We start from the raw sequence: 20,370 nt of genomic DNA, 5'->3' as shown, positions 1-20,370 counted from the left end.
CGTGTGATACCCTGCAAGGTGCGTTTTTTCGCGCGGTCGTGCATCCTGCGGAGTGCCCGAGCGCGCAAGTGAACGCTAACGGAAATGCGGCCGCGGGCCACGTGGCCGCAACGGGCGCGCCGCATCCTGCCCGGATGCGGACGGACATGAGGAGAAGGGGCGGCATGGAAGCGGTTATCGAGCGTTTCTTCAAGGTAAGCGAGCGCGGCAGCTCGCTGGGCACGGAAGTGATGGCGGGCCTTACCACCTTCCTGACCATGGCATACATCGTGGCGGTGAACCCTGCCATGATGGAGGCGGCGGGCATCCCGTTCAACGCGGCGCTTACCGCTACGTGCTTCGGCGCGGCTATCATGACGGCGGCCATGGGCCTTATCGCGAACCGGCCTATCGCGCTGGCGTCGGGCATGGGCATCAACGCCATCGTGGCCTACACGCTGTGCGGTTCGATGGGGCTTGACTGGCGCATTGCCATGGGCGTGGTGTTCCTGGAAGGCGTCATCATCATGGTGCTCGTGCTTATGGGCTTGCGCGAAGCGGTTATGGACGCCATTCCCGTTGCGCTGCGCCAGGCCATCGGCATCGGCATCGGCCTGTTCGTGGCGTTCATCGGCCTGAAGGGCGGCGGCATCCTGGCGGCCGATTCCTCCACGCTTATCACCATGGGCAGCTTGACGTCGCCCGAGGCCATCGTGGCCATCGTGTCCATTGCGCTTGCCATCATATTGACGGTGCGCGGCACGAAAGGCGGCCTGCTCATCTCCATCATCGTGGCCACCGTCGTGGGCATTCCGCTTGGCGTCACGGCGCTGCCCACCGAATTCGACTTCATTCCCGACTTCAGCGCGCTGTGCGCACCGTTCCAGCAGCTGCCCGACGGCGGCGGCATCGCCATCGCGCAGGTGTTCGTGCAGCCCGTGCTGCTCATGTTCGTGTTCAGCCTGCTCATGAGCGACTTCTTCGACACCATGGGCACCATGATGGCCGTCGGCCAGCAGGGCGACTTCGTCGATGAAGACGGCAACGTGAAGAACACGCGCGAAATCCTGCTGGTGGACTCCATGGGCGCCATTGTCGGCGGCTTCGCGGGCGCAAGCTCCATTACGTCGTTCGCCGAGTCCACGTCGGGCGCGGCGGCCGGCGCGCGCACGGGCGTGTCGAACCTGGTGGTGGCGCTGGCGTTTTTCGTGTGCGCCTTCCTGGCTCCTATCATCGGCATGGTGTCCAGCTCGGCCACGTGCGGCGCGCTGGTGATCGTGGGCTACCTTATGATGAGCGACATCGGCAAGATCGACTGGGGCAGCCTTGAGGCCGCCATCCCGGCGTTCGTCACCATCATGGGCATCCCGTTCACGTACTCCATCACCAACGGTATCGGCTTCGGCTTCATCACGTACGTGGTGGTGAAGGTCACGCAGGGCCACTGGCGCGACATCAAGCCGCTTATGTGGATCGTGTCGGCGGCATTCTTGGTCACGTTCGTGCTGTTCTCGTAGCGCGGCGCAGGCGGCGCTTGCGGGCTTGCGCTCGGGCGCGAAAAGCCCTGCAGGCCACTGCGTTTCAGACACTTGATGCGCCTGTGTGCGCCATGCGTGTTCGATCGCGGCGCGAACCGTTGGCTAACGCGTACGTTCGCTGTGAAAAAACAACCTCGCAACCACTGTTCAACAAGGTGGATGCGGGGTTGTTTGCTATAGTGACAAACGACTGATAACCGTCCAAAGAGGAAACGCATGTCGCTTATCGTATGCAAATTCGGGGGCACGTCCGTTGCAAGCCCCGAGCGCATCCAAATGGTTGCGAAGAAGCTGATCGCGAAGAAGCAGGCCGGCCACGACGTGGTGGCCGTGGTGTCTGCCATGGGCAAAACCACCGACGAGCTGGTGGGCCTGGCTGCCGCGCTCAACGACAATCCGCCGGCGCGCGAGATGGACCGTCTACTGTCTACGGGCGAGCAGGTGTCCATGTCGCTTCTGGCCATGGCCATCGAAGCGCGCGGCTACAAGGCCATGAGCTTCACCGGCCGCCAAGCCGGCATCGAAACCGACAAGATTCACAACAAGGCGAAGATCGTCATGGTGCACAGCGAGCGCGTGCGCGATGCGCTTGAGCGCGGCGCCATCGCCGTGGTGGCGGGCTTCCAAGGCGTCGACGCCGAGGGCGACATCACCACGCTTGGCCGCGGCGGCTCGGACACCACGGCCGTTGCCGTGGCGCACGGTCTGAACGCCGACGTGTGCGAGATCTATTCCGACGTGGACGGCGTGTATACCGCCGACCCGCGCATTTGCCCGCGCGCGAAGAAACTCGACGTCATCAACTACGACGACATGCTGGAGCTTTCCGGTTCCGGAGCCGGCGTGCTGCAGATGCGCGCCGTCGAGTTCGCCCGCAAGTACCACGTGGTCATCCATTCCCGTTCGGCGTTTTCCGACGCCGAGGGCACCTACGTCAAGGAGGAAACCGACATGATGGAGGAAGCCGTCATCACCGGCATCGCACACGACACCTCGGAAGTGAAGGTGACCATCCGCGGCGTGCCCGACATGTCCGGCGTGGCAGCGAAGCTGTTCAGCGCGCTGGCGGGCAACCAGGTGAGCGTGGACATGATCATCCAGAACGTGTCCGAAGACGGCATCACCGACATCAGCTTCACGTGCCCCGGCGCCGACAAGAAGCGCGCCTGCGAAACGGTGGAGCGCATCCTGCCCGACATCAACGCGCGCGAGTGCGTGGTGGACGAGGACATCGCGAAGGTCAGCCTGGTTGGCACCGGCATGAAGTCGAGCCCGGGCATCGCCGCGAAGGCGTTCCAAACGCTCGGTGAGAACAACATCAACATCCTGGCTATTTCCACGTCGCCCATTCGCCTGTCCGTCGTGGTGGACGGCGCGCAAACCGCGCAGGCCGTGCGTTGCCTGCACACGGCGTTTGGCCTGGACTCCGACAGCGTGTTCGAGGAAACCCAGCTGTCCGCGGAAGAAATCGCCGCGAAGATGAATAAGGGACGATAGGAGAACTTATGGCTTGGACGAAGGTAATGCCGGCTCATCCGGTGGTTGCGGTTTGCGGTGCTACGGGCGCTGTGGGCAACGAGTTTCTGAAGGTGCTTCACGACCTGGATTTTCCTGCGTCGAAGGTTATCGCGCTGGCTTCCGCTCGTTCTGCCGGTAAGAAGCTTCCGTTCGAGGGCTGCGGCCAGGTGCCTGCGGGCGAGCTGACCGTGCAGGAAATGACGCCTGATTCGTTCGAGGGCGTTGACATCGCGCTGTTCTCCGCTGGCGCTTCCGTGTCGAAGGCCATGCGCGAGGCCGTGGTGGCCCACGGTGCCGTCATGATCGACAACTCCAGCGCGTTCCGCATGGAAGAGGACGTGCCGCTGGTGGTGCCCGAGGTGAACCCCGGCGACGTGAGCTGGCACAACGGCGTTATCGCCAACCCGAACTGCTCCACCATCCAGATGGTGGTGGCCCTAAAGCCGCTGTACAACCTGGCGCGCATCAGCCGCGTGGTGGTGTCCACGTACCAGGCCGCATCTGGCGCCGGTGCGCCGGCCATGGCCGAGCTGTACGACCAGACGCGCGAGTTCCTGGACGGCAAGCCCGAGGACGAGCTGACCATCAGCGCGTTTGCGCATCGCATCGCGTTCAACACCATCCCGCACATCGACGTGTTCCTGGACGACGATTCCACGAAGGAAGAGTGGAAGATGGTCGTGGAAACGAAGAAGATCATGGGCGACGACAACATTCAGGTTGCCGCCACCTGCGTGCGCGTACCCGTGCTGCGCTGCCACGGCGAGTCCATCAACGTCGAGTTCGTCGGCGACGTGCCGCCCGCGGATGCTCGCGAGGCGCTGGCCGCCGCGCCGGGCGTCACCGTTATGGACGACCCTGCGAACAACGTGTACCCCATGCCGGGCCTGCTTGCCGGCACAAACGACACGTACGTCGGCCGCATCCGCCGCGATCCCACGGTCAAGCACGGCCTGGCCATGTGGGTAGTTGCCGACCAAATCCGCAAGGGCGCCGCACTGAACGCCGTGCAGATTGCCCAGCTGCTGCTCCCGCAGGAATAGCGCGCAAATAGGGAATGCCAAACGAAGGCGCCGCCGGTTTCGAGCCGGCGGCGCCTTTTTGCCTTTTGGGAATATCGATGCGGCTGTGTGCGCAGGGTGGCCAAGGTCATTTGACTGGTCGTCGAACTGGGCCGAGCATCTTTCCGTTGGACGTCTTGTGCTAGTGCTGAGCTGCTGGGCGTCCGTTTGGGTCGGCTCTGGCTGGTGGCTTTCGCTATAATGGGCGGCATGGTTAAGAAAGCGAAAAAGATTCGGTTGGACGAGTTGCTGGTGGAGCAGGGCACGTTCCCTGACGCCGGCACCGTTTTGCGTGCCGTTTTGGCGCACGAGGTGAAGGTTGACGACGTGTACGTCACCAGCGCTGCCATCAAGGTGGCGCCAGATGCCGACATCGTGGTGAAGGGCCGAAAGCAGTTCGTATCGCGAGGCGGGCATAAGCTGCAGGGCGCGCTCGATGCGTTTGCCCAGGATGTTTCGGGCATGCGCTGCATGGATATCGGCAGCTCAACGGGCGGGTTTTCCGACTGCCTGTTGCAGGCGGGCGCGGCAAGCGTGGCGTGCGTGGACGTGAACTATGGGCAGTTGGCGTGGAAGCTGCGCCAGGACCCGCGCGTGACGGTGTTCGAGCGCACGAACATCAAGCTGGCCGACCCGGCCGAGCTGGGCGCGCCGTTCGATGTGCTGGTGGCGGACTTGAGCTTCATCGGCTTAGCGGCGCTGGCGCCGGTGTTCGCGCGTTTCGCCGCTGCGGGCACCATCTTCATAGGCCTGGTAAAGCCCCAGTTCGAAAGTCAGCACGACGAAACCGATCACGGCATCGTGCGCGATGAGTCCGTGCGCCAACGCACCGTGCAAGAAGTGCGCGATGCGCTTGATGCGGCGGGCTTCACGCCCACCGGCGTGGTGGAAAGTCCCATCACCGGCACCCAAGGCAACGTGGAATACCTGGTAAGGGCCGTGTTTCGGGGGTAGGCGTGTGCTCTGGCATTCCTGATGTGCCGTCGTCGATTTCGCAGCATATTGGCATCGAAATCGACGACGGCGCTTTCATTTCGGGGGTAAGAGCCATGCTCTTCGTGATTGGCTAGCGGATGGTGTGGTCCTTTGCCTGCCCGACGCATCGTAGCGAAACTATTTCTTATAGCTACATATATTATACGTTGCTATAATATATGTAGCTATAAGAAAGGGGCTGAGCATGTTCGTAGGGCGTGAGCGCGAGCTTGAAGTGCTGAACAGGTTGTATGATTCGGGCTCATTCGAGATGCCCGTCATTTACGGAAGGCGTCGTGTCGGCAAAACTCGTCTGATTTCCGAATTCGTGAAGGGTAAGCGCGCTATCTACGTGCAGGCTCGCCGCACGAATGCCGAAGCGAACCTTGCGTTGGTTAGCGATGCAATCACCGCATTTGCCGCTGGTGCCCCCATGGGGTCGTTTGGTTCCTTCGACGAGGCCATCGATGCGCTTGCTCGATTGTCTCGGGATGAGCGTCTGGTGTTCGTTATCGATGAGTACCCCTATTTGGCGTACTCGTTCCCCGAGGTTTCTTCGCTTTTGCAAGACAAGATCGATCATATGCTCAAGGACGGTACGAAGTTGATGCTCGTGTTGTGCGGGTCGTCGCTTTCGTTCATGGAAGAGCAGGTTCTTGGGTATGAAAGCCCGTTGTACGGAAGACGTACAGCACAGTTGAAGGTTGAGCCGTTCGACTTCTTCACGACATTGTCCTGCTGGCCGGGCATGAATCCGGAAAATGCGGCGGTGCTGTATGGTTGCACTGGCGGTATTCCTGCTTATGTCGAGAAGATCGATCCGCGCGACAGCGTGCGCGATAGCATCAAGAAGTTGTTCTTGTCGCCGGATGGCTACCTGTTCGAAGAGCCGGGGAACCTGTTGCTGCAAGAATGCCGTTCGCCCGAGCAGTACGATGCGATTATCCAGGCCATCGCATCGGGAAAATCTCGTTTGAACGAGATTGCGACAACCGCAAAGATTCCCGAAAGCAACACGCGCACGTACTTGCGCAAGCTTGAAAGCTTGGGAATCGTGAAGCGCGAGGCGCCGTTTAAAGAGGCATCGAGTAGGAAGTCGATTTACGCGCTTGCAGATTCGATGTTCCGTTTCTGGTATCGGTTCGTGCCGCGTTATATGTCGCTGATCGCGAACGGGATGGCAGATGTCATCTACGAGCGGATGGAGCCGCACATTGCTGATTTCATGGGAGGCGTGTTCGAGGATGTATGCATGCAGTATCTGTATGCGCAGGCGAAGGCGGGGCGGTTCGATGTGCTGCCGGTGAACATGGGCCGCTGGTGGGGTAACGACAACAGGACGAAGTCGCAGGAGGAAATCGACATCGTTGTCGACGACGATGAAGGCAACGCCCTGTTCGCGGAATGCAAGTGGCGCAACGAGCCTACGGGTGCGGATGTTGCCGAAAAGTTGGTGTTCAGAAGCGAACTGTTCCGCTACGGGACCAAGCGCTACGTGTTGTTCTCGAAATCGGGCTTCACGTCAGGTTGCCGGGAATATGCTGCGCAGCGCGGCGATATGGGGCTGCTGACCTTTAACGAGATGTGCGAAAGCTTGCGGTAGGCGCTTTACTCCCTTAATTGTCTGGTGTTGCATCGAGGGTTGTCTGCGAACACTTCGAAAGCGTGCTGGCGAGCGTTTGATTTGGCGATGTGGATAGCGTAAAAGCAGCGGGCCATCGGCTATGTGCCAATGGCCCGCTTTGTTGTTCAGCCTGCGTGGTTTATGGGGATTGCTATGCCTTGCGAATTCTGCAGGGGACGGACTTCAGCATGGGGAAGCCGGTGATGCTGTCGCAGAATTCCAGGCTGGTGAGACAGTTCGCGTTGCCTTCGCGCCACGGCTGCGGCATATAGGCGCTGCCACCGCCGTGCGGCACGTGTATGGCACCTTCGGTGGTGCCGCCGACGTGCGCGTAGAAGGGAGCCTGGCCAAACGGTGTTTCGACCACAATAGCATCGCCGTCTGCGATTCCCGCCGTTGCGGCGTCGGCTTCGTTTATGTCAACAAGCGGTTTCGGGTCGATTCCTTCTCCGATGGGGGCAAGGTTTGCGCCTAAACCGCCCATGCGTTTGTTGCTGCGCGCGCCGGTGGTCATAAGCAGCGGCCACTCATCGGCGCCGAAACCTGGCAGGTCGCGCACATCTTCGAAACGCGGATAGGGCGTGTAGCCAAATTGCTCAAGCGTGGTCGAGCGAATTTCAAACTTGCCCGACGGCGTGGGGAAGCCAGGCTTGCCGTCCGCGCGAAGTTGGCCAGTTGCATACTTTTTGTACGCGCGTGCCGGCGGCGTTGCTGCTTTAAACGGCGCCACGAATGGACGTTGCGCGGCAACAAGCCAGGAACGCAGCTCGTCTTCGTTGCGGGGGTATTTGTCGCCGAAGCCAAGGCGGTCGGCTAGCTGGCCTAAGATTATCGATTCGTCGCGTGCTTGGCCTATGGTTTCGATAGCGGGATCGGTGAGCACGGGCCCCTCGGGGGTGGGTTGCACGCGAATCATTTCATAGAGCGTTTTGGCCGGCAGCACTACATCGGCGTAGCGCATCTCTTCGCTATAGAAGCGGTCGACTACGATCAGACATTCCAGGCGTTCGTAAGCAGCGCGCCACGTATTGCTGTCAGGGAACGAAACCGCAGGCGATCCGCCTACGACAAGAAGACCGCGTACGGGGTAGGGGTCGTCGTCAAGCACGGCGTGCGGGAACTGCCCGAATAGCGCCATGCCTGCAAGTCCGAAGTACAGCGGGTATTTCGCTGCGCCTAAAGGCGTGTTCTCTTCGGGAACAGGGCGAACGGGTTGCGTCGGCTGGCCCCAAGCGTTTAGGTAGATGCCGCCTTCGACGTCGAGCTTTCCGGTGATGGCCCACAGCACGTATTGCGCACGAATGTTTTGGACGGCCGACAAGGCGTATTCCAGGCCGGTATAGGACACAAGCGACGCCTTCTGCGTGCCGCAGAACTCATCAGTGAGCTTACGAATATCGGCAACGGGGACGCCGCAGATGGTGCCGAGCTTTTCGAGCTCAAGCGTTGCCAAGTAGGCGGCGAACTCTTCGAAGCCTTGCGTCCAGTCGCGCACAAATTCGGTGTCGTAGCGGTTTTCTTCCACGATGATTTTGCACATAGCAAGCGCCAGCGCGCCGTCGGTGCCGGGCAGGATGGGAATCCACCAGTCTGCAATTTGCCCCAAGCCCTCAAGGCGCGGATCGATGACGATGAGTTTTGCGCCGCGTGCCTGCGCTTGTTGAATCTGCGCGAGCATAATCTGGGGACCGTCATCGGTAGCGGAGTTTTTGCCCCATGAGACGATAAGGTCGCTGTTGGGAACGTCTTGGACTTGTTTCATCGTCGGCACGCCAAGCGTGAGCGCCGGAGCAATGGTGCTTGATACCAGGTTGCAGATTGAGCCGCAGTTGCAGTCGTTCGGCGAGCCGATGTTGCGCAGGAATGCTTCAGGTCCCGACGACATGCCCATGACCGGGCTGAACAGCACACCGCGACCGAAATACGACGCCATAGCGCGGGCGCCGTGGCGGCGCGTTACGTCCTTGATGAGGGTTGCGGCATGGTCAAGCGCCTCATCCCATGTTGCTTCGCGCAGCTCGCCCATGCCGCGGGCGCCGTTGCGAATAAGGGGCGTTTTCACGCGCTGCTCGCCATAAATGAATTTCGGCACCAGCGCGCCGCGCGGGCACAGGCGAGCGCGCGGCGATTGGCTGTTTGGCTTAACGGCGGCGAGTACGCCGTCCTCAAGTGTGATGGTAACCTGACAGCCACCTTGGCAAAAACCGCAGGTGACATCCTTGGTTTCTGTTGCCATGAATCCCTCGTTTCTGTTGTATTCGTTTGTTTGAAAGTAGAGATGCGCCGCGTTAGGGGCGGCGAAGAAACTGACGCGCAAAGACGCCGGAAGCTGAGCAGAAATGGCTTCGTAAGGGCACTCGTCAAGCCTTGAAGCCTCAGCTGAAGACCATGATAAAACGGTGCGTAATTGTGTCAATATTCGCGATTGAGGGATATCGAAACGGCGGGCGAGCGGTGCTGTTGACGAGGTGCTTTCGGTGTCGTGCGGTGTTTTGCGGGAGGTGGGTCGAGAACACCATTTGTTTCCCCATGTTTCGGAACGCGAACGTTTCTGTTTCCGCCTGGTTAAGCGGCGGCGCGGAAACGGTCCTGTAACACGTGGCCTGCACCATAGTGAGCGGGCCGTCCTGAAGTTCGGGCGGTCGTGAGATTGCAGACGAAGGACCGCATATGAACGCTGAACTTACCGAAAGCGCCGTAGACGCCCGCCGAACCGGCGCGGCTGCTGCTGGCGTTGGCGCGCAATGCGCGAATGTTATCCCTGGTCAGGCGCACGGTGTAGCGACGAAGGCCGCTGCTGGTCGTGAGAGGGGCCTGTACCGCAGCTCCTACGAGCATGATGCGTGCGGCATCGGCGCGCTGGCGCACCTCAAGGGCGTGCGCAGTCATGCCATGCTCGATGACGCGCTGTCGGTGCTGGTGAATCTGGAGCACCGCGGCGGTACGGGCCTGGAGCGCAACACCGGCGACGGCGCGGGCGTGCTGTTCCAGATTCCGCACCGCTTCTTCCGCAAGGAAGCGCAGAAGGAAGGCCAGCTTCTGCCCGACGAGGGCGATTACGGCGTGGCCATGCTGTTCTTCCCGCACGACGACGCCACGGGCGTGCGCGATGCGAAGCGCGTGTTCGAGGAAGGATGCGCGAAGTGCGGCATCCCGCTGATGTTCTGGCGCGAGGTGCCGGTGGATCCGCATGACCTGGGGCAAACCGCGCAGGCCTGCATGCCCACCATCATGCAGGCGTTCCTGCGCCGCCCGGCAGACGTTGACGCAGGTCAGGCCTTCGAGCGCAAGCTGTACGTGTGCCGCCGCACCATCGAGCGCGCCGCGGACGCCAACCCGGCGCTTGCGGGCAAGATCTTCTACGTGTGCTCCATGTCCAGCCGCACCATCGTGTACAAGGGCATGCTGGTGGCCACGCAGATGCGCCGCTTCTTCATCGACCTGAACGACGCCGCGGTGGAAACGTCGCTGGCGCTGGTGCATTCGCGCTATTCCACGAACACGACGCCCAGCTGGGAGCGCGCGCACCCGAACCGTTACATCATCCACAACGGCGAGATCAACACGCTGCGCGGCAACATCAGCTGGACGCGTGCCCGCGAGCCGAAGCTGTACAGCCCTGTGCTCGGCGACGACCTGCGCCAGGTGCTGCCCATCATCAACCGCGAGGGCTCGGACTCGGCCATTCTGGACAATGTGCTGGAGTTCCTGACCATGAACGGCCGGCCGCTCGACCGCGCCGTCACCATGATGATCCCCGAGCCGTGGGACCACAACGACCGCATCTCCGACAAGCGCCGCGCCTACGACGCGTACCAGTCCATGCTCATGGAGCCGTGGGACGGCCCGGCGGCCATTGCGTTCACCGACGGGCGCATGCTCGGCGCCGCGCTCGATCGCAACGGCTTGCGCCCGGCGCGCTACTACGTCACGCGCGACGACTGGTTGATCCTGTCGTCGGAGGTGGGCACCATCGACGTGGACCCGGCTAACGTGCTGCAGGCCGGTTGCCTGGGCCCCGGCGAGATGCTCGAGGTGGACCCGGGCCAGGGCCGCGTCATCTGGAACGACGAGATCCGCAACCGTTACGCCAACGAGAAGCCGTACCGCGATTGGCTGGACGAGGAAACGCTGGCCGTAGACGACCTGGACGAACCGGCGGCCGACGTGCTGCCCGCCGAGCGCGATGCTGAGGTTGCCTTCACGCGCCGCATGGCGAAGCTGGGCTACCACTACGACGACGTGCAGGAACTGGTGCGCCCCATGGCCGAGCAGGGCAAGGTGCCGCTGGCATCCATGGGAACCGATGCCCCGTTGGCGTGCCTAAGCGCGAAGCAGCGCAGCTTCTTCGATTACTTCAACCAGTTGTTTGCCCAGGTCACGAACCCGCCGATTGACGCTTTGCGCGAAAGCTTCGTCACCAGCAGCGTGCTGTACATCGGCAACCACGGCAACATGCTGGAGGATTGCCGCGACACGTGCCGCCTTATCCGCCTGGAAAGCCCGATGCTCACGCACGCGGAGTTCGACCGCCTGTGCGCCATCGACCGCGTGGGCTTCAAGACGCGTCGCTTCAGCTGCACCTACGAGCGCAGCGCGGCGGAAGGTGCGCTTGAGCAGGCGCTTTCCCAGCTGTGCGAAGACGTGGAGCAGGCCGTGCGCGAGGGTGCGAACTTGATCGTGCTATCCGACCGCGCCGGCGAGGGCGAGGTGCCTATCCCCAGCTTGTTGTCGCTGGGCGCTGTGCACAACCACCTGATTGCTGTGGGTCTGCGCACGGACGCCGACTTGCTGGTGGAAACCGGCGATGCCATGCGCGCGCACGATTTTGCCTGCTTGGTGGGCTATTCCGCGTCCGGCATCTACCCGTACGCGGCGCACGGGTGCATCCGCGACCTGTGCGAGTGCGGTCAGATCGCGCTGTCCGGCGACGAGGCCGTGGCCAACTACGACCGCGCCGTGACGGCCGGCATCACGTCCATCATGTCGAAGATGGGCATCTCCACGATGCAGGGCTACCACAGCGCGCAGATTTTCGAGATTCTGGGCCTGGACGAAAGCTTGGTCGACCGCTGCTTCACGCACACGTCCACGCGCATCGGCGGCTTGGACGCCGCCGGCGTGCAGCGCGAGCTGAACGAGCGCTATGACAATGCGGTGGCGCTGGCGAAAAGCCCGTCGCCTGAGCAGCTGCCCACGCTGGGCGTGACGGCATGGCGCCCGCTTGGCGGCGAAGAGCACCTGATCAACCCGAAGACCATCTACCTGCTGCAACGCGCTTGCCGCGAGGGCGACTACAACCTGTTCCGCGAGTACAGCGCCGCGTGCCACGTGCCTGGCCGCGCGGTGACGCTGCGCGACCTTATGGATTTCGTGCCGCAAAACGCGCCTGTGCCGCTTGACGAGGTGGAACCAGCCAGCGAGATCGTCAAGCGCTTCAACACCGGCGCCATGAGCTACGGCTCCATCTCAAAGGAAGCGCACGAGTGCCTGGCCATCGCCATGAACCGCCTGGGCGGGCGCAGCAACACCGGCGAGGGCGGCGAGGACCCGGCGCGCGAGACGCCGCTTCCCAACGGCGACAGCACGTGCAGCGCCATCAAACAGGTGGCGTCGGGCCGCTTCGGCGTGACCAGCCGTTATCTGTCCAGTGCCATCGAGATCCAGATCAAGATGGCTCAGGGCGCCAAGCCCGGTGAAGGCGGGCACCTGCCGGGCAAGAAGGTGTACCCGTGGATTGCGGAAGTGCGCCGCTCCACGCCGGGCGTGGGCCTCATCTCCCCGCCGCCGCACCACGACATCTACTCCATCGAGGATTTGGCCGAGTTGATTTTCGACCTGAAGAACGCCAACCCCGGCGCGCGCGTTTCCGTGAAGCTGTGCGCGCTGGCCGGCGTAGGCACCATCGCCACGGGCGTGGCGAAGGGCGGCGCGGACAAGATCACCATCTCCGGCCACAACGGCGGCACGGGTGCCGCGCCGCGCGATTCGATTTATCATGCAGGCATTCCGTTCGAGATCGGCCTGGCCGAAACGCAGCAGACGCTTCTGCGCAACGGCCTGCGCAGCCGCGTGGTGGTGGAAACCGACGGCAAGCTCATGTGCGGCCGCGACGTGGCCATGGCGTGCTTGCTGGGTGCCGAGGAATTCGGCTTCGCCACCATGCCGCTGGTTGCCATGGGCTGCATGATGCAGCGCGACTGCCAGCAGGACACGTGCCCGGTGGGCATCGCCACGCAGAACTGCAAGCTGCGCGGATGTTTCGCCGGCAAGCCCGAGTACGTGGTGAACTTCATGATGTTCGTGGCCGAAGAGTTGCGCGAGATCATGGCTGAGCTGGGCTTCCACACCGTTGACGAGATGGTGGGCCATCCGGAATGCCTGCGTCAGGTGGAGGTGCCCGGCAACTGGAAGGCCAATGAGATGGACCTGTCCGACATGCTGGCCGTGGCCGCTACCGAGTTCGGTCGCACCATCCCCGGGGCCGACGGGCGCCACTACCTGCCGTCGATGGCGGCGGATTGCCAGCTGGACAAGTCACTTGACGCCACGCTGTTCATTCCGTACACGGCCAACGCGCGCGAGCACCTTGAGCCCATCCGCTTCCGCGCCGACATCGACAACGTCAACCGCTGCGTGGGCACCATGCTCGGCAGCCAGGTGACGCGCCAGCATCCCGAGGGTTTGCCCGAGGGGTCCATCACCGTAGATTGCGACGGGTCGGGCGGCCAGAGCTTCGGCGCGTTTCTGCCGCGCGGCGTGACGCTGAACATCACGGGCGACGCGAACGACTACTTCGGCAAAGGGCTTTCCGGCGGCATCCTGACGGTGCGCCCGCCCGAGACGGCAACGTACAAGTTCGATGAGAACGTGGTGATCGGCAACGTGGCGTTTTACGGTGCCACCAGCGGAAAGGGCTTCGTGAACGGGCTGTCCGGCCAGCGCTTCGCCGTGCGCAACTCCGGCGCCACCGTGGTGGTGGAAGGCGTGGGCAACCACGGCTGCGAGTACATGACCGGCGGCGTGGCGCTGATTTTGGGCGAGGTCGGGCCGAACTTCGCGGCCGGCATGTCCGGCGGCGTGGCGTACGTGTACGACAAGTTCGGCACGCTGGCGGGCAACTGCAACCAAGACATGGTGCGCCTGTGCGAGCCTTCGGTCGACGAGATCGAGCTGATTCGCAGCCTGATCGAGGAGCACGCCGAGCGCACGCAGTCGCCGCGCGGTATCAAGCTGTTGTACCAGTTCAACACGCTGAAGCATCATTTCGTGAAAGTGATTCCGCGCGACTACGAGCGCGTGATGAACGTGGTTGCCAACGCCGAGGTGCGCGGCAAGTCGCACGAGGAAGCGCTGCAGATTGCATTCGATGCCATAAAGGAAGGGGAGTAGGCCATGGGAAAGCCCGGAGCATTTTTGGAGCACGGCCGTGTGGCCCACAGCCTGCGCCCGGTTAAAGAGCGCACGCGCGATTTCGACGAGCTGTATCAGACGGTTTCCGAGGAGGAGACGCGCGTGCAGGCAAGCCGCTGCATGGCGTGCGGCGTGGCGTTTTGCCAGGTAGGCGAGGCGTTTGGGTCGGCGCGCCCTTCGGGGTGCCCGCTGCACAACCTTATTCCCGAGTGGAACGACCTCGTGTGGCGCGGGCAGTGGGAGCAGGCGGCGGAGCGTTTGGCGTTGACCAGCCCCATGCCCGAGTTCACCAGCCGCGTGTGCCCGGCGCTGTGCGAGGCGGCGTGCAACCTGGCGCGCAACGACGAGGCTGAGACGATTCACGACAACGAGCGCGCCATCTCCGATTGGCAGTGGGAACACGGCGGGCCGCGTCGCTTCGAGCCGGCGGGTGAGGGCGCGCCGCGCGTAGCCGTGGTGGGGTCGGGACCGGCAGGCCTGGTGGCCGCGTGGGACCTGGCGCGTCGCGGGGCGCGCGTGTGCGTGGTCGAACGGCATGACCGCGCGGGCGGCCTGCTGATGTACGGCATCCCGAACATGAAGCTGGACAAGTCCGTGGTGCAGCGTCGCGTGGATTTGATGGCTGAGTTGGGAATCGAGTTCCGTTTGGGCGTGGATGCGGCCGACCCCGCCGTGGCGGCGGCGCTGGCCGACGAGTTCGATGCCGTGGTGGTTGCCGCGGGCGCGTGCCAGGCGCGCGGCGTGAACGCGGAGGGCTTCGATGCTGGCTTGGCATCGGGCGACGTGGTGTACGCGGTGGACTACCTGGGCGAGCAGACGCGGGCGCTGCTGGAAGGCCGCAAGCCGGCCATCACGGCGGCGGGCAAAGACGTCGTGGTCATCGGCGGCGGCGACACGGGCAACGACTGCATGGGCACGGCGGTGCGCCAAGGCGCCCGCACGGTTCGCCAGCTGGAGTATGGCCCGTGCGCGCCCGAGGAGCGCGCGGTGTCGAACGCGTGGCCCGAATGGCCCAACGTGAAGAAGACGGATTACGGCCAGGAGGAAGCTGCGGCGCTGCAAGGCGCTGACCTGCGCGAATGGTGCGCCGACACGCAGAAGGTGCTGCTGGACGAGGCGGGGCACGTGCGTGGGTTGCAGGTGCGCACGTTCGACTGGTCGGCCGGCAAGCCCCAGGCAGTGGATGGTTCCGAGCGCGAGATCGACGCGCAGCTGGTGCTGGTAGCCTGCGGTTTTGCGGGCCCGGAGCACGGCGTGTTCGACGCGTTCGGGGTGCCGTTGGCCACGCAAGGCCGAGCCCTGCCGGTGATGGCCGGCAGCTGCAATTCGCACCGAGCCCTGCGAGCAGAAGGCGCGGCGGGAAGCGCGACAATCTACGCCGCCGGCGACGCCCGCAACGGCTCGAGCCTAGTAGTAAACGCCATGGCCGACGCCTTGAAGTGCGCCGCCGAAGTAGCTGGGGACTTGGGGTTGTAGAGCCTGCCGCAGAAACATAGCAACGAGATTCCGTAGGTCGGAGCGAAAGCTCCGACCTTTCTAGTCAGCGCCCAAAGGGCGCATCACCAATTATATTGGATTTCCCATTAGAAGACGGGTGGTTGTAAGTCGCGATATGAGCCGTTGCGAATCATGGTATCTGTCGAATCAGGCATACGTGGTACAATTAGGCCACATGAAAGGAGTTTGTCATGCCTGTATGCGTTCCGGTTCGCGATATGAAGAATACTGCCGATTTTGTTGGCATGGTTGAGCGTGAAAGCGATGTGACCGTGACTAAGAATGGTTACAGCGTCATTCATTGCTTGAGCGAAGCTGAATATCAGCTGCTGCAGGAAGAACGCGCGAAAGCGCGGTTGCTTTCTCGCATGATGCTTGCGGAAGAGGAAATCGCGAATGGGAATTCGCTTGATTTCGATGAATTCTCTGCTTCCATTAGGCGCGAATATGGCCTATAAGCGCCGGATTCTTGAAGAGGCGGCACGGGAATATCGAGACATTGTTTCGTATTTGGCGACAGTGCTGTGCAGCCCCGATGCTGCTCGTGGGTTCATGGACGAATTCGAATATCAACTGGATCTTGCGTGCGAGATGCCTGAGTTATACGGCCTATCTCATCTGAAAGAACTTGCGGTATTGGGGTATCACCCCATGCGTGTTAAGAATTACGTGGCGCTTTACAAAATAGTGGGCGATGTAGTGGTGATTGCCCATGTATTTCATCGGTCTCAGGATTATGCGAAGTTAATTTAAGTGGTTCTGGACAGGTGATTCTTTGCGATTTCACTTGGGTCTGAGCTGCGGATCGATCTTTCTTGCTCACTTTGAAATTGCTTGGACTTAAATATGCGTGAATAAATCTACTTACAGATTGTGGTAATCGCTACTTGCGAATTATGGCAAACGCTACTTGCAGATTATGGTAAATCATGCCGTTGAGGGCGACGCTTCATTGCAAGTGACCTGTTAATAAAGTGGCGCGCTTCGCGCTTTTTTGTTTTGGTCGAGAAGCGCTTTCGCTCGACTCTACGAGATCGGTCCCGAAGGTGCCTGGGGCCCGAGCGCGCAATCAGCCCCGAGCCCCTTCCCTCTATGCCAGCTGCCAGGCGTCGCTTTCCTTTTGCAGTTGCACCATGTGGGCGAACAGGCCGTCGGCTGCTTTCAGCTCGGCGGGCGATCCCTGCTCGGCCACCACGCCGTCGCGCAGCACCACGATGTGGTCGGCGTTTTCCACGGTGCGCATGCGATGCGCGATCACGATGACCGTTTTCCCTGCTAGCAAGCGTGAAAGCGCCTGCTGCACCTGCGTCTCGTTCTCCACGTCAAGGCTTGCGGTGGCCTCGTCCAGAAGCACGATGGGCGCATCTTTCAGCAGCGCGCGGGCAATGGAAATGCGCTGGCGCTCGCCGCCGGATAGCTTGCTGCCGTTTTCGCCGATGGGCGTGTCATAGCCCTGCGGCAGGCGGTGCGCGAACTCATCGCAGTTCGCGGCACGTGCGGCGGCAAGCACCTCGGCGTCGGTGGCACCGCGCCGGCCCAAGCGGATGTTGCCCATCACGGTGTCGTCGAACAGCAGCACGTCCTGGAACACCACCGCGTAATCTTTCAACAGCGTTTCGGGGTCCACGTTGGAAACGTCCACCCCGCCAACGCTCACGGTTCCCGCCGTTGCGTCCCAGAAGCGCGCAGCTAGGCGTGCACACGTGGATTTGCCGCTGCCGCTGGGTCCGACCAATGCGGTGACCTGGCCTTCCTTCGCTGTAAAGCTCACGTCGGTCAGTACGGCGTCGCCGGCGCGGCCGTCGGTGCCGGCTCCGTACGAAAACGCCACGTGGCTAAACGTCACGTCGTGGTTCGCGGGCGAAAATTCGGTGGAGTCGGCTGCCAACGGCTCGTGCATGATCTCCTGCATGCGCCGCGCGGAATTCTTTGCCGAAAACAGTTCGGCCATCAGCATGAGACACTGGTCGAACGGCGCGTAGATGCGCGATACCACCAGCAGAAACGCAAACATCACCATGAAGTCGACCTGTCCGGCGGCAACCAGGCTGGCGCCGCAGATAAGCGTGGTGGCAATGCCTAGGCGCAGCACCACAAACGAGCTGTTCACCAGCAAGCCGTTTGCCAGTTCGGCGCCCGTGGTGGTGCGCTCTGCGGCGTCGATTTTCGCGTTCAGCCTGCTCAGGTAGTGTGTTTCCTGGTTTGTGGCGCGAATCTCTCGCACGCAATCCAACGTTTCCTGCACGCCTTCGCTGACCGTGACGGCCGCATCGCGCGTGCGGCGGATGACCGGCTCCATGGGCTTGCGCGTGGCGAATAGGATGGCGAACGCCACCGGCACGCTCCAAAACGCCGCCAGGGCCAGTTGCCAGTTGAATGCCAGGCAGCAGACGAACACGATGGCGGTGGACAGCACGGCGCCGAACAGCTCGCCGAGCACGTGGCTGTAGGCGTGCTCCATCACGCGCACGTCGCCTAAGATGGTCTCCGTCAGGTCGGCCAGATCGCGACGGCCGAAAAATGCCAGTGGCAACTTTCGCAGACGTTCGGCCAGCTCAATGCGCTGTCGGCCGCTTTCCTCGTAGAACACGTTGTACGTGTAGTTGTATTGCTGCCAGTTCGAGAGGAACAGTAGCGCGAAGAACGCCACCAGCCCAATGGCGAACGGCGCGATGCCTGGCAGCTCGGCGCCTTGCGTCAGGTGCTTCACGAACGCGTCCATAGCAAGGAACAGCACCGCCATGCCGCCCATGGTCACCAGATTTGTGACGCATGTCCAAAACGTTCCCCATTTCGCGCCGCGTATGCCCTGGTCGCTGAGCGCGTACGTTTCCTTCAGCTTGTCGAATATCATCGCGCGTCACCTCCTTTCGCGGCCGCTGCGCCCGGAGCCGCGCTGCCCGTCTTCGTCGCATCGCTTGCGATCTTCCAAGAAACGGCCTGCTCGTAGTCGCCCCACATGCGGGCGTACAGCCCGCCGGCGGCAACAAGCTGCGCGTGCGTGCCTTGTTCTGCCACGTGCCCGCCGTCAAGCACCACGATGTTGTCGGCGCCAACCACGGTGGACAGGCGATGCGCGATCATCAGCACGGTGCGTCCGGCGGCTAGGTGCGCAAGCGCGCGCTGAATGAGCGCCTCGTTTTCGGGGTCGGCGAAGGCGGTGGCTTCGTCAAGCACCACGATGGGCGCGTCTTTCAGGATGGCGCGCGCCAGGGCAACACGCTGCACCTCGCCGCCCGACAGGTATGCGCCTCCGGTGCCAAGCTGCGTGTTGATGCCCTGCGGCAGCTTTGCCACGATGTCGTCGCATTGTGCGGCCGAAAGGGCGGCAAGCACTTCGTCATCCGTGGCATCGGGCCGCGCGGCGCGCACGTTGTCTGCCAGGCTTTGCGCGAACAGCTGGTTCGTCTGGAACACGAACGCCACCTGCCCCATAAGGTCGGCCGGGTCCATGTCTCGCACATCCGTGCCGCCGATGCGTACGCTACCTGCGGAAACGTCCCAGAAACGCGGCACCAAGCTTGCGGCAGTGGACTTGCCCGATCCGCTTGGCCCCACCAGCGCCACCGTTGAGGCGGCGGGCGCCGCAAACGTCACGCCGTCAAGTGCGGGCGCGGCGGCCCCTTCGTAGGTGAAGGACACGTTGTCGAAGGCGATGTCGGTGCCGTTCGTCCGGCGCGGCGTTGCGGGCACGGGCAGCGCAGGCGTGTCTAGGAGCTTGCCCACTTCGCTCATGGCATCGCCAGCCATCTGCGCGGCCTCGCTCATGAACATGAGCTTCGTCATGGCCGTGGGAATGATGGCGCTGAAGATGGCATAGAACGCGAAGTTTGTAAGGAAGCGTGCGAAATCGCCTTCGCCCGGAGCCAGCAGAATGGCGGTTGGCACCAGGAAAATCACGAGGCCGTTGAGCACCGTAAGCTGCGTTACTTGCGGAGGTCGGCAGAAGTTCACGGCGTAGTTTTGCGCCATGGCGGCATATTCGGTGATGGAATCGTGGAACGCCTTGAAGCTGTACACCGTTTGCTGGAACACCTTCACCACGGGGATGCCGCGCACATATTCCGTGCCGGTTTTGTTCATGCTCGTGAGCGCGCCCATGTACTGCTTCATGAATTCCATGCCTTTGCCGGACATCATGGACATAAGGCATGCGATGGAAATCACCACTGCCACCAGGCACGATACGCCCAGGCGCCAGTCGAAGGCGAACAGCATCACCAGCATGCCAACCACCATGACCACCGACCCGGCGCAGTCGGGCAGCATGTGCGCAAGCAGCGTTTCGGTTTGCGCGGCGCAACCGTCGATGATGCGGCGCAGCTCGCCGGTGGCGTGCGTGTCGAAGAACCCAAGCGGCAGGCGCATAAGGTGCTCGGTGGTTGCCTTGCGCATGTTCGTGGCCGTGCGGAACGCCGCCAGATGCGTGCACATCAGCGCGCAGAAGTACACGATGATGGACGCGGCGGCGAGGGCGACGGCGGCCCAGCCGTATGTGGCGATGTTGGTGGCGTTTTGCCAGTTCGGCGCCACTTCGATGAGGTCGCGCGCCACGAACCAGATGCACACGAACGGCCCGAAGCTCAGCAGCTGCGATATGCCTGAAAGCGCGCAACCCAGGTAGGTGAACGCTTTGCGCTTGCCCGCGAAGTCGAGCAGGCGCGCCAGACCGCTGCGCTGCTTCTGCTCCTTTGCACTGCCGGGCTTCTTGGATTTCTTTTCGTCGGAATCCATGGAAAACTCCCTTCTATGTTATCGGCAGAAA

The 20,370-nt window shown here is 62.4% G+C and carries 12 protein-coding genes; 9 read left to right on the top strand and 3 right to left on the bottom strand.

Features of this window, described 5'->3' with window-relative positions:
* The first annotated feature begins 164 nt into the window (after positions 1-164).
* The 5 genes from ET524_RS03130 to ET524_RS03110 all read left to right on the top strand — a co-directional run bounded on the left by ET524_RS03130 (position 165) and on the right by ET524_RS03110 (position 6,674).
* Positions 165-1,496: an NCS2 family permease gene (locus ET524_RS03130; RefSeq protein WP_129423294.1), complete on the top strand. Its 1,332-nt coding sequence runs from the start codon at positions 165-167 to the stop codon at positions 1,494-1,496.
* A gap of 237 nt (positions 1,497-1,733) precedes the next feature.
* Positions 1,734-3,014, top strand: coding sequence for an aspartate kinase (locus tag ET524_RS03125; protein ID WP_129423293.1), 1,281 nt, complete (start codon positions 1,734-1,736; stop codon positions 3,012-3,014).
* Between the two features lie 8 nt (positions 3,015-3,022).
* Positions 3,023-4,078, top strand: coding sequence for an aspartate-semialdehyde dehydrogenase (locus ET524_RS03120; RefSeq protein ID WP_129423292.1), 1,056 nt, complete (start codon positions 3,023-3,025; stop codon positions 4,076-4,078).
* A gap of 228 nt (positions 4,079-4,306) precedes the next feature.
* The gene (locus ET524_RS03115; protein ID WP_129423291.1) at positions 4,307-5,050 is read left to right on the top strand and encodes a TlyA family RNA methyltransferase; all 744 of its coding nucleotides are present in this window, start codon (positions 4,307-4,309) and stop codon (positions 5,048-5,050) included.
* 226 nt (positions 5,051-5,276) lie between these two features.
* Positions 5,277-6,674: an ATP-binding protein gene (locus tag ET524_RS03110; RefSeq protein WP_129423290.1), complete on the top strand. Its 1,398-nt coding sequence runs from the start codon at positions 5,277-5,279 to the stop codon at positions 6,672-6,674.
* Between the two features lie 172 nt (positions 6,675-6,846).
* Here ET524_RS03110 and ET524_RS03105 read toward each other — a convergent pair whose 3' ends face one another.
* On the bottom strand, positions 6,847-8,931 hold the full coding sequence (locus tag ET524_RS03105) for a molybdopterin-containing oxidoreductase family protein (protein ID WP_129423289.1): 2,085 nt from the start codon (positions 8,929-8,931) through the stop codon (positions 6,847-6,849).
* A 434-nt stretch (positions 8,932-9,365) separates the two neighbouring features.
* Between ET524_RS03105 and gltB the strand changes: the two genes are divergently transcribed.
* From gltB to ET524_RS03085, 4 genes are all read left to right on the top strand, one after another.
* The gene (gene gltB, locus ET524_RS03100) at positions 9,366-14,087 is read left to right on the top strand and encodes a glutamate synthase large subunit (protein ID WP_129423288.1); all 4,722 of its coding nucleotides are present in this window, start codon (positions 9,366-9,368) and stop codon (positions 14,085-14,087) included.
* Between the two features lie 3 nt (positions 14,088-14,090).
* The gene (locus ET524_RS03095) at positions 14,091-15,584 is read left to right on the top strand and encodes a glutamate synthase subunit beta (RefSeq protein WP_129423287.1); all 1,494 of its coding nucleotides are present in this window, start codon (positions 14,091-14,093) and stop codon (positions 15,582-15,584) included.
* Positions 15,585-15,796: 212 nt separating this feature from the next.
* A complete protein-coding gene (locus ET524_RS03090; protein WP_129423286.1) occupies positions 15,797-16,063 on the top strand; it encodes a type II toxin-antitoxin system Phd/YefM family antitoxin in 267 nt (88 codons plus the stop codon).
* Positions 16,053-16,358, top strand: a complete 306-nt coding sequence (locus ET524_RS03085; RefSeq protein WP_161566591.1) for a type II toxin-antitoxin system RelE/ParE family toxin — start codon at positions 16,053-16,055, stop codon at positions 16,356-16,358. Before ET524_RS03090 ends, ET524_RS03085 begins: the two co-directional genes overlap by 11 nt.
* 337 nt (positions 16,359-16,695) lie before the next feature.
* On the opposite strand, the gene ET524_RS03080 is transcribed toward ET524_RS03085, so the two are convergent.
* Together ET524_RS03080 and ET524_RS03075 are read right to left on the bottom strand one after the other, a co-directional pair.
* The gene (locus ET524_RS03080; protein ID WP_129423284.1) at positions 16,696-18,459 is read right to left on the bottom strand and encodes an ABC transporter ATP-binding protein; all 1,764 of its coding nucleotides are present in this window, start codon (positions 18,457-18,459) and stop codon (positions 16,696-16,698) included.
* Complete coding sequence (locus ET524_RS03075) at positions 18,456-20,339, bottom strand: ABC transporter ATP-binding protein (RefSeq protein WP_201738631.1); 1,884 nt, start codon at positions 20,337-20,339, stop codon at positions 18,456-18,458. The genes ET524_RS03080 and ET524_RS03075 overlap by 4 nt, the downstream gene beginning before the upstream one ends.
* Positions 20,340-20,370: the final 31 nt, after the last annotated feature.

It is taken from the genome of Senegalimassilia faecalis (genome assembly GCF_004135645.1).
GTDB lineage: Bacteria > Actinomycetota > Coriobacteriia > Coriobacteriales > Eggerthellaceae > Senegalimassilia > Senegalimassilia faecalis.
This window is presented reverse-complemented; position numbering and strand designations above follow the sequence as displayed.